Source organism: Actinomadura bangladeshensis (assembly GCF_004348335.1).
Lineage (GTDB): Bacteria > Actinomycetota > Actinomycetes > Streptosporangiales > Streptosporangiaceae > Spirillospora > Spirillospora bangladeshensis.
In genome coordinates, this window is record NZ_SMJW01000279.1 from 1 (window position 1) to 9,985 (window position 9,985).

Sequence of the window (9,985 nt, forward strand, 5' to 3'; positions counted from 1 at the left end):
GTGTCCTGGCGGACGGGGTCACGGTCACGGTGATCTGTTCCTTTCGTCGGTGAAAGCGGTGTCCGTGAAAGCGATGAGCAGGCGGGAGACGGCGGCGGCGAAATCGGCGAGCTCGGCGGCGGAGGCGAACTCGCCGGAGGCGTGGGCGTTGTTGGCGGCGAGGTCCCCGGGCCCGAGGACGACGGTGCAGGCGCCGGGCACCTGAGCCATCCAGATGGCGTCGCAGGTGAAGGCGGGTTCGCCGGCGGGCCATGGCGGGATTCCGGCGCGGTCGCGCAGCAGCGCGTGGCCCCATGCGTCGCGGTCGTCCAGCACGGGCAGCCCGTGCTTGTGCCACTCCAGGCGGGTGATGGCGGCGGCGTCGGCCGCGGTGCGGCCGAACAGTGCCGTGCCGGCGAAGGCGGAGACGAATTCCTTGAGGCCCTCGTCCAGGGCGTCCCGCAGCAGTTGCTCCAGGCGGTGGGCGGCCGCCGGCGAGGCGTAGCCGATGTTCAGCAGGAGGGAGCCGCCCCCGTACACCTTGTTGTGCCGCGTGCCCGTGTGCAGGCCCGCGACGCACACCGCCGCCTCGGACGCCGCCGGGTCGAGCGCGCGGCCGAGGTGCTGGGCGAGGAAGCCCAGCAGGACGCTCGCGTTGTGCCCGCCGCCCGGACGGTCGTCGATCGCGTCCGAGCCGTCGACGACGATGCGCGCGGTCATCGCCGCCGTGCTGCGCGGCAGGAAGCGTCCACCGGTCGGTTCGCAGAAGATGTTCAGACGCCCCGTGAAGCCGCGCTGGACCAGGGGACGCGTGCCGAAGACGCCCATCGCGCCGCCCTCTTCACCGGCGACGGCCTGCACCAGCACACCGATGTCGCGTCCCAGCGCGGGACGGTGCGACCGCGCGGCCCGGATGCCCGCGAGCAGCGCCACGGCAGGCCCCTTGGCGTCGATGGCCCCGCGCCCGTGGAACCGTTCGCCGTCGAAGCGCGCCGGTCGCAGTCCGGCGACGGTGTCCAGATGGACGTTGAACATCACCGTGCGGGCGGCGGGCAGGTCGTCCGGCCCCAGCCGCAGCACGAGGCTCGGCTGGTCGGCGAGGAAGCGGGGGCACGCCATGGCCTCGCGGACCGGCGCGGGGACGGGCCCGGAGGCCAGATCGGCCGGTTCCGCCGGAGCGTGCCGCACGACGCGCAGGCCGATCGCGGCGGCATGGCGACCATAGGCGTCCTGGGCTTCGGCGAGGCGGGACGGCGGCGCGTCCGCCCCGGTCTCCAGTGGACCGGCGGTCGGCAGGTCGATGAGCCGGAGCAGCAGGTCGCGGTCGCCGGACGTCAGCGGCGCGGGAACGGCGTGCGCGGTCATCGCCCGCCGCCGGTGGTGAGCGCCGTCCGCGCGAGGAGCCGTTCGAGGGCGCGCCCGCAGGCGACGAACGCCTCCCGGCCGCCGGTGCCGGACCCCAGGTGCGGCCGCAGCTTCACGTGCGGCTCGATGGACAGCACACCGCCGTACCCGCTCTGGAACAGCACCTCCAGGCACTCGGCGACCTGGGCCTCACCCTCGCCGGGCGGGACGAAGACGACCGCGCCGCCGGCGCCGGACCGCGCGTCCTTCACATGGACGTGCACCACGTGCGAGACGATCGCGCGGAGCATCGGCAGCGGCGGATACCCGTGCGCCACGCCGTTGCCGATGTCGAACAGGAGCCGCAGCGCCGGGCTGCCGATGCCCGTGACCAGGTCCAGCATCCGGTCGGCGCGGTCGCCCGCCCAGCCCGCGCAGTTCTCGTGCGCCAGCACCAGCCCGTGGTCCTCGGCGCGGCGCGCCAGTTCGCGCAGCCGCTCGCGGGCGCGGCGGCCCCATTCGGGCTCGTCCAGGCCGCCGCGCGGATACGACATGACGCGCACCAGCCGGGTCCCGAGCACCGCGCAGCGGCGGGCGAGGACCTCCAGGTCACGGACGTCCGCGGCGAAGTCGCCGGTGACCGGACGCGACCAGTCGCCGATCTTGGACGCGACGCCGGCCACGGACGTCCCGGTGGCCTCCAGCCGTTCGACCGCCTGCCGGAACGCGTCCTCGTCGAGGTCCGCGAGGGGCGTGCCGCCGATGGTGCGCAGCTCCAGCCGGTTCCAACCCAGCTCGGCGACCGCGCCGATCTGGCCCGCGAGATCCGGCGCGGCCTCGTCCCCGATCCCGGCGAGGCGGACCTCCGCCGGAACGGCCTCAGCGAACGGCATCATGGACCTCATCTCGCCGGAGGGCCCCGGCTCCTTGGAGGGCGCAGAGGCGTTTGGCCTCGGTGAGCAGCCGGACGGTGTCGACCTGCACCGGCAGCGTCCGGTGCAGGCCGGCCACCGGCCCCGCGTACCGGGCGTAGACGCCGCGCAGGAACGCCGCGAACGCGTCGTCGGCGAACACGCTCCGGGCCACCTCGCGGCCGGCCCGGAAGACGCGCAGCTGCGCGGTGTGGTCGGCCTCGCTGCAGGGGTAGTGGCCGACGAGGACGGCCCGGTCGAACTCCAGCGTGATGCGCCGTTCCCGCACCGGCGAGGTCAGATCCGAGTCGATCTCGGTGCGGGCGCCCGTGACGTGGTCGAGCCGAAGCCGGGCGCGGCCGAGGCGCGGGATGCGCAACGGCTCGGCGACCATGTCGTCCCAGGAGGCGGCGGTGATCCGCGCGCCTCCCGCGAGGCTGAGCACCACGGCGAGCGCGTGCGGCAGCTCGACGTCGAACGCGGTCGGATGGTCCCGGGCGGCGGCGCTGCGCGTGAACCGGGGCTTGTTCTGGATCACCTCGATGCGGCGCAGTCCGCCGTGCCGCCCGCCGTGCACCGCCGCGCGCAGCCGCCGGGTGAGGGCGCTGTCGAGCCAGTGCGTGACGACGGTGACGTCCAGATCCCAGCGGCGCCGGATCCGGGCCACGTCCACCAGCCCGGCGAGGTCCACGGCCAGCGGCTTCTCCACGATGATCTTGCGGTAGCCGAGCCGGGCGAGGCCGGCCAGGACGCTCGCGCGGGCGCCGGGGGGCGTGCACAGGTGCACCACGGTCCGCGCGGGCGGGCGCAGCCGCGCCGCCTCCTCCAGCGACCCGGCCGCGACCACTCCCGGCACCTCGGCCGGCGGACGGAACGGGTCGACGGCGACGACGGGCGTCCGGGCCAGCAGGCCGGGGGCCGCGGCGCGTACGCGCGCCAGCGCCGGCAGGTGCAGGCCCTGCCCGGACCTGCCCATTCCGACGATGAGAGTATGCAGCATCGCAGGTCAAAGCCCTTTCCGGTGCACGCGGAGAATCGGGCCGGACGGCACGGAGAACCGGCGGCCCGACAGCGAGCCAAGCTAATTGACCTATCGTTACCGGTCAATGACTCTCTGTCGTGACGATCATTGTCGCGACACGAAACCGCACGTCAGAGACTGACGTCGAGGCAGAAGTAACTACAAACAGTTACAGGAACCTTGCTGAGCGTTACAAGCGGACGAGTCAAGGGCATCAAGACGGCGTTCCCCGCACCGCCACCGCACAAGGAGAGGCATGCCCAAGCCCGCACGCACCCCCGCCGCCGTCCTCGCCGCCGCAGCGCTCCCGGCGGCCCTGCTCACCTCCGCCACCGCGCCGGCGAACGCCCGGGAACGGGCCGCCGCCCCGGAGGGAAAGATCATTGTTTTCGTGACCGAGGGCTCCGAGATCTCCTGGGCCGGAACGAAGCTGAGGGAATATCCGGCCTCGGCGCGCTGCCAATCCATGCCCCCGGGCGCGCATGTGATCGCCAACTACGGCAGCGGGCGGCTGCTCTTCTTCACGGATCCGTTCTGCGCGTTCCCCGTCCCGCCGCCGTTCAATTTCCTCTCCCCCGGATATGGCGCGCACGTCTCGCCGACCGGCAGCTTCCGGGCCGGCTGACCGTCCGGTGTCCGACCGTCCCGCATCCCACTAGCCGTTCGGCTATCCAAAAGGTAGCCGAACGGCTAGACAGCCGGGCGTGCTGATCACTAACCTCGGGCCACTACTCACAAGTAACCACCGCCGGTTCCGCGCTCGGTTCCGCGGTGGGGGTCGGAGTCCCATGCCCGAGATCAGCCGCCGCTCCCTGCTCGCCGGCGCGACGGCGGCCGCGGGGCTCACCGTCGCCGGAGCCCTGTGCGCCGCGGGCGTCGGCGGCGGCTCGCTGGTGTACCAGGGCATGACCCTCCAGCCGACGGAGGACCTCTTCAACGCCACGATGCCCGAAGGGCTCGACTACGCCCGGATGGACCGGGTGTACTACCGCCGGGTCGCGCGCATGCTCAGGATTCAGACCGCTCCGGACGAGCTGATCGCCAGTGCGACCTACCGGCCGTCCCGCATCTTCGCCCGCAATGCCGCACGCGCCGGCTACGCGGTGTCGAAGATCACGATGCCGATCGACTGGTCCTTCGCGCTGCGCGAGCTCAAGGGCGAGATGAAGCCGTCCTACACCAACGGCGACTGCTCCCTGGGCGTGAACAACGGCGGCAAGCACTCGGTCGACGTCACCTACATCGCCGCGGCCCAGGCCACCGGCCTGGTGACGGTCGCCACCCGGCACAACGTCACCGATGTGGCCAAGGCCCCCGACGGCCGCTGGCAGGTCCTCGTCGACCGCATCGCCACCGACGGGACCGTCCTGGAGAAGAAGATCATCACGACGCGGGCGCTGGTCATGGCGGCCGGCACGGCCGGCACCACCCGGCTGCTGATGCGCGCGGCCGCGAAGGACCGGATCCCCGACATGCCGGACGGCCTGGGGACCAACTGGGGCACCAACGGCGACCGCATCTACGTCTGGACCGATGCCGCCGACGACTTCGGCGCCCCGCAGGGCGGCCCGGTCGTCTACGGCAGCAAGGAATGGGACGACCCGGCCACCGCGAACACCGTGATCCAGGCGTCCCTCCCGCCGCTGCCCGCCAACCTGCGCTCCACCATGCTCGTCGGCTACGGCGTGAGCGAGGGGCGCGGGCGGTTCGTGTACGACGCGAGGAAGGACGACGCCGTCCTGCGGTGGCCCAAGGGCGGCGACGGCCCGCTGTACGCGCGGCTCCAGGAGCGGGCCACCGACATCGCCGGCCCCGGGTCGCTGCTCCTCGACACCAACGCGGTGGTCCCGTCCACCTGGCATCCGCTCGGCGGCGCGTCCATGGGCATCGTCTGCGACCTCGCCGGACGCGTCCTCGGCCACCGCGGCCTCTACGTCCTGGACGGGGCGCTCATGCCGGGCACCACCGCGGCCTGCAACCCGTCCATGACCATCGCCGCCGTGGCCGAGCGGGCCGCCGACGAACTCCTCGCCCGCGACGTGGGAACGGCCATCTGATCTCCGCACCCCCCGCGGCCTGGGTAGGCTCCGTGGTCGGCTGGACCATCGGGCCGAGCGAAGGAGCGTGCGGGTGGGGACGGCGCGGAGCCGTTTGCTGGCGGCCGCCTTGGAGCTGTTCGTGCGGCACGGGGTCGGCGGCACCTCGCTGCAGATGATCGCGGACGAGCTCGGCGTGACGAAGGCCGCCGTCTACCACCAGTTCCAGTCCAAGGCGGACATCGTCGGCGCCGTGATCGCGCCCGCGATCGCCGAGCTGGAGGCCGTGGCGGACGCGGCCGAGGCCCAGCGGCGGCGCACCGACCGGCTCCGCGTCGCGCTGGACGGCGTGGTCGACCTCGTGGTGCGGCACCGCAGGCTGCTCGCCATGATCATGACCGATCCGCAGGTGGGGCGGCTCGTGCGGGCCCGCCCGCCGCTGCGGGAACTGGAGGAGCGCATCGACGCCGTGCTGACCGGCCCGGACCCCGACGCCGAGACGCTCGTCCAGTGCGCCATGGTCAGCGGCGCCCTGATGCTCGCCGGCCTGGACCCGCGCCTGGCCGAACTGGACGACGAGACCCTGCGCCGCCACCTGAGCACCACCGTCCACCGCATGCTCCACCTCCGCCGGCGCACACCACCTGCCTGACCAGACGCGGGTGCGGGAGGACCTCCCGATCAGCCCGTTCTGGGGGCTGTCGGAGACGCGGGTTCCCGGCCCGCCGCGCCGGGTTCCGCCACGGGGCGGTTCGCGTGCCTCTCGATGCGGGCCGGGGACGGCCAGTGGACGTCGTGGGCCCAGTCCAGCCGTTCGAGCAGGCGGATCAGGGCCGCGCTGGGGTCGGTCTGCCCCTTGAGGACGCCATGGCGGGCGCTGGTCGGCTCGATGTGGTGCCAGTTGTGCCAGCCCTCCCCGAACGTCAGCACCGCCACCCAGCGGACGTTCGAGGAGCGGTCGCGGGCGGCGAACGCGCGGTCGCCGAAGCAGTGCGCGATCGAGTTCACCGACCAGGTGACGTGGTGGACGATCGCGTAGCGGACCAGGCCGGCCCAGAAGAAGGCCGTCCAGAAACCCGTCCACGACCAGGAGAGCAGGCCGCCCGCCGCGGCGGGTAGCAGCAGGGACGCGGCCGCGATCGCCGGATAGGCCGCGTCCACCCGGCGGATGTCGGGGTCGGCGAGCAGGTCGGGCACCCAGTGGTCCCGGTCGGACCGCCGGCGGGCGCTGTAGAACCAGCCGACCTGGGCGTGCAGCAGTCCGCGCAGCAGGGCGAAACCGGTGTCGCCGTACACCCAGGGCGAGTGCGGGTCGCCCGGCTTGTCGGAGTACTTGTGGTGCCTGCGGTGCTCGGCGGCCCACAGGGTGGGCGGCCCCTGGAGGGCCAGCGCGCCCGCCAGGGCGAACGCCACCCGGACCGGGCGGGGGCACCGGAAGGACCGGTGGGTCAGCAGGCGGTGGTACCCGACGCTGATACCGAAGATGTTGACGGTGTACATGGCCAGGGCGAGCAGGACGTCCAGCGGCCCGATCGCGCGGCCCCAGGCGACGGGCACCGCCGCGATCAGGGCGAGGGGCGGCAGGACCACCAGCACGATCAAGTAGGCATGCCGGCGGGCCTCCGAAACCCGGACGGTCTCCCCCTGCGCACGCTCCGCCATACTGCTCCCCCCGAGACTCGGATGCCATTGAACTGCGGAAACACGGCGCAAGGCAGTTGCCCGAGAGTTAGGCAATCGTCACCGATCGAATTGAACTAACTACTCAAAGTGGCGAAACCCTTGGCGGCGGCAACACCGATTCCTTACTCTCTGGATCCGGTCGATCACGAGTTCGGAGTTGGTGCCATGCAGCCTGACGGTCTTCTCGCCGCCTACGACGCTCTCGTCCAGACCGATCCGGCCGGTGCTCAGGCCCGGCTGGCCGAGTGGTTACGCGCCGACTGGCGGCAGTTGTTCGCCGAGCTGCGCGCCGACCGGCCCGTCCTCGCCGCCCCGGCGTTCACGCTGGTCACCCGGCACGCGGACGTCGTCGACGTGCTGTCGAGCCCGGCGTCGTTCCCGGTCAGCGCCTACCGGCCGTCGATGGAGGCCGCACTCGGCGGCCCGATCATGCTGACCCGCGACGGGACCCCGCTGAACTGGCGCGAGAAGGGCCTGATGCAGGCCATGCTCGCGCCCGAGGACGTGCCCGCCGTGCGCGCGCTCGCCGGGGAGCTCGCCGAGCGGGCCCTGGCCGAGGCCGGCGGGGAGTTCGACGCGGTCCCCGGCCTGTTCCGGGGCGTCCCGCTGCAGGTCTGCGCCCGCTACTTCGGCTTCCCCGGGCCCGACGAGCGGACGCTGTCGCGCTGGTCGCGGGCCATCATGACCGACGTCACCGCCAACTTCGCCGGCGACCCCGGCCTGCGCGCCGCGTCGGTCGCCGCCGGCGCGGAGATGATGGCGTACCTGCGCGATCTGGTCGCCGAGCGGCGGGCGGCGCCGGGCGGCGGGGACGTCCTCGGCCGGCTGGCCCGCACGCGGCTGCCCGCCGAACTCGGCTTCGACGACGAGCGCGTCGCGGTCAACGTCGCCGGGCTGCTGCTCGGGTTCGTCGAGAACGCGGCCGGGTCCATGACGAACGTGGTGTCCCTGCTGCTCGGCCGGCCCGAGTTGCACGCCGAGGCCGCCGCGGCCGCGGGCGACCCCGAGCGATTCGACCCCTATGTCTGGGAGGCGCTGCGGTTCGACCCCTTCCTGAAGATGATCGCCCGCTACTGCGCGCGCGACCACGTGCTGCCCAGCGGGGCGACCGTCCCGGCCGGACGCCTGGTCCTCGCCGCGGTCGCCTCCGCCATGTTCGACGACACCGCCGTCGAGGACCCCGCGACCTTCCGGACCGACCGGTCCGAGGACGCCTGGATGCACTTCGGGCACGGCCCGCACGCCTGCCTGGGCGTGCATCCGGGCCGGGTCGTCATCGCCGAGACCGTCCGCCGGATCATGCTGAGACCCGGCCTGCGCGCCGACGGGGACGTTCACCGCGACCTGGGCGTCTTCCCCGACGGCTTCCCGCTGCGGTTCGACGCCCCGGCACGCGAGGGGGCATGACCGTGCGAGAGGCCCACCCGAGCGCCCGCGGCTTCGCCTCCGACGGCGCCCGCAACCGGCTGAAGTACCTGGCGCTCACCCGCGGCCGGCCGCTGTGGCGGCTCGCCGAGAGCTCCACCCCGCTGCGCCGCCGCATCAACGCGACCGTGATCGACCAGGCCGTCCGGGAGATGCCGCCGCGGCCCGAACCGCTGAGCACCATGGCGCCCTACACGTCGTGGTCCTCGCTGACCGACCGCACCTACAGCGGGCGCCACCTGCCGCCCGTCCCCGACCAGGAGTCCGGCCGCCCGACGGTGGAGCAGGCCGCCGACCTGTTCGCCCGCGACGGCGAGATGACGCCCTGCCCCCGCTCCACCGTCCTGTTCGCCTACTTCGCCCAGTGGTTCACGGACGGGTTCCTGCGCGGGGAGTCGCGCGAGCCCCGCGACCCGCGCCGCAGCACGTCCAACCACGAGATCGACCTCAACCCGCTGTACGGGCTGACCGCCGAGGCCACCGACGCCGTCCGCGCCCATGAGGGCGGGCTGCTCAAGAGCCGGCTGATCAACGGCGGCGAGTTCCCGCCCTTCCTCTGCGAGAACGGCAAGGTCAAGCCGGAGTTCTCGGCGCTGACGGCGGTGCGCATGGAGCTGCTCACCGACGCGCAGCGCGACACCCTGTTCGCGACCGGCGGCGACCGCGGCAACGTGCAGGTCGGCTTCACGATGATGACGGTGCTGTTCCTGCGCGAGCACAACCGGGTCGCCCGGACGCTCGCGGCGGAGAACCCCGGCTGGGACGACGAGCGCCTCTTCCAGACCGCCCGCAACATCGTCATCGTCGAGGTCATCCGGCTGGTCGTCGAGGAGTACATCAACCACATCACGCCGTACCACTTCCGGTTCCTGCTGGACCCGCGCCTCGGCCGGACGCTGCGGCGCGCCCCCTGGCACCGGCAGAACTGGGCGTCGGTCGAGTTCAACCTCGTCTACCGCTGGCACAGCCTCATCCCGTCCGGCCTGGTCGTCGGCGGCACCGAGCTGCCCGCCGCCCGGACGCTCTTCGGGGCCGCGCTGATCCCCGGCCCCGGGCTCGGCCGGCTGTTCCAGGACGCCTCCGAGCAGCGCGCCGGACGCATCGGCCTGTTCAACACCGACCCGCTGCTGCGCGAGGTCGAGGTCTCCTCGATCGCCGACGGCCGGGCCCTGCAACTGGCCCCCTACAACGACTACCGCGCCCACTGCCGCTTCCCCCGGGTCCGCGACTTCGCCCAGGTCTCGGGCGACCCGCGCGTCCAGGACGCCCTGGCCGACCGGTACCGGAGCGTGGACGACCTGGAGCTGTACGTCGGCCTGTTCGCCGAGGAGCCCGGCTCCGCCGCCGCCGTCCTGCCGCCCCTCCTCACCAAGATCATCGCGATCGACGCGTTCTCGCAGGCGCTCACCAACCCGCTGCTGGCCCCGCGGGTGCTGACCCCGGCGACGTTCACCCGCACCGGCCTGCGGATCATCGCCGAGACCCGCACGATCGGCGACGTCCTCGCCCGCAACACCCCCGAGGACCCGCACCCCCGCTTCGTGAGCATGACCTGGCGCGGAGCCCTGCGATGACCGCCCCCACCG

The 9,985-nt window shown here is 73.2% G+C and carries 9 protein-coding genes; 5 read left to right on the forward strand and 4 right to left on the reverse strand.

What is annotated here, in order from left to right; genetic code table 11:
• Positions 1–24 precede the first annotated feature (24 nt).
• From E1284_RS34375 to E1284_RS34385, 3 genes are read right to left on the reverse strand one after another with little or no spacing between them, the layout of a single operon-like run.
• Positions 25–1,344: a M20/M25/M40 family metallo-hydrolase gene (locus tag E1284_RS34375; RefSeq protein WP_131944336.1), complete on the reverse strand. Its 1,320-nt coding sequence runs from the start codon at positions 1,342–1,344 to the stop codon at positions 25–27.
• Positions 1,341–2,219, reverse strand: a complete 879-nt coding sequence (locus E1284_RS34380; protein ID WP_243714919.1) for a sugar phosphate isomerase/epimerase family protein — start codon at positions 2,217–2,219, stop codon at positions 1,341–1,343. The genes E1284_RS34375 and E1284_RS34380 overlap by 4 nt, the downstream gene beginning before the upstream one ends.
• Positions 2,203–3,210 carry a Gfo/Idh/MocA family oxidoreductase gene (locus tag E1284_RS34385; protein ID WP_243714920.1) on the reverse strand — a complete coding sequence of 336 codons (1,008 nt, stop codon included), beginning with the start codon at positions 3,208–3,210 and terminating at the stop codon, positions 2,203–2,205. The genes E1284_RS34380 and E1284_RS34385 overlap by 17 nt, the downstream gene beginning before the upstream one ends.
• Before the next feature lie 301 nt (positions 3,211–3,511).
• On the opposite strand from E1284_RS34385, the gene E1284_RS34390 reads away from it, so the two are divergent.
• The 3 genes from E1284_RS34390 to E1284_RS34400 all read left to right on the forward strand — a co-directional run bounded on the left by E1284_RS34390 (position 3,512) and on the right by E1284_RS34400 (position 5,943).
• The gene (locus E1284_RS34390) at positions 3,512–3,880 is read left to right on the forward strand and encodes a hypothetical protein (protein ID WP_131944338.1); all 369 of its coding nucleotides are present in this window, start codon (positions 3,512–3,514) and stop codon (positions 3,878–3,880) included.
• Positions 3,881–4,043: 163 nt separating this feature from the next.
• A complete protein-coding gene (locus E1284_RS34395) occupies positions 4,044–5,312 on the forward strand; it encodes a GMC oxidoreductase (protein ID WP_207924112.1) in 1,269 nt (422 codons plus the stop codon).
• Positions 5,313–5,385: 73 nt separating this feature from the next.
• Positions 5,386–5,943, forward strand: coding sequence for a TetR/AcrR family transcriptional regulator (locus E1284_RS34400; RefSeq protein ID WP_243714921.1), 558 nt, complete (start codon positions 5,386–5,388; stop codon positions 5,941–5,943).
• A gap of 29 nt (positions 5,944–5,972) precedes the next feature.
• Here E1284_RS34400 and E1284_RS34405 read toward each other — a convergent pair whose 3' ends face one another.
• Positions 5,973–6,953: an acyl-CoA desaturase gene (locus tag E1284_RS34405; RefSeq protein ID WP_131944339.1), complete on the reverse strand. Its 981-nt coding sequence runs from the start codon at positions 6,951–6,953 to the stop codon at positions 5,973–5,975.
• A gap of 186 nt (positions 6,954–7,139) precedes the next feature.
• Here E1284_RS34405 and E1284_RS34410 point away from each other — a divergent pair, with 186 nt between their 5' ends.
• The gene (locus E1284_RS34410; RefSeq protein WP_131944340.1) at positions 7,140–8,381 is read left to right on the forward strand and encodes a cytochrome P450; all 1,242 of its coding nucleotides are present in this window, start codon (positions 7,140–7,142) and stop codon (positions 8,379–8,381) included.
• Positions 8,378–9,973 (forward strand): peroxidase family protein, encoded by a 1,596-nt coding sequence (locus E1284_RS34415; protein WP_131944341.1) that lies wholly within the window; start codon positions 8,378–8,380, stop codon positions 9,971–9,973. Before E1284_RS34410 ends, E1284_RS34415 begins: the two co-directional genes overlap by 4 nt.
• The last annotated feature ends 12 nt before the right edge of the window (positions 9,974–9,985 follow it).

Coding starts and splice junctions, on each gene's coding strand:
- E1284_RS34375 (WP_131944336.1), bottom strand. CDS start 1,344: ATGACCGCGCACGCCGTTCCCGCGCCGCTGACGTCCGGCGACCGCGAC.
- E1284_RS34380 (WP_243714919.1), bottom strand. CDS start 2,219: ATGATGCCGTTCGCTGAGGCCGTTCCGGCGGAGGTCCGCCTCGCCGGG.
- E1284_RS34385 (WP_243714920.1), bottom strand. CDS start 3,210: ATGGGCAGGTCCGGGCAGGGCCTGCACCTGCCGGCGCTGGCGCGCGTA.
- E1284_RS34390 (WP_131944338.1), top strand. CDS start 3,512: ATGCCCAAGCCCGCACGCACCCCCGCCGCCGTCCTCGCCGCCGCAGCG.
- E1284_RS34395 (WP_207924112.1), top strand. CDS start 4,044: ATGCCCGAGATCAGCCGCCGCTCCCTGCTCGCCGGCGCGACGGCGGCC.
- E1284_RS34405 (WP_131944339.1), bottom strand. CDS start 6,953: ATGGCGGAGCGTGCGCAGGGGGAGACCGTCCGGGTTTCGGAGGCCCGC.
- E1284_RS34410 (WP_131944340.1), top strand. CDS start 7,140: ATGCAGCCTGACGGTCTTCTCGCCGCCTACGACGCTCTCGTCCAGACC.
- E1284_RS34415 (WP_131944341.1), top strand. CDS start 8,378: ATGACCGTGCGAGAGGCCCACCCGAGCGCCCGCGGCTTCGCCTCCGAC.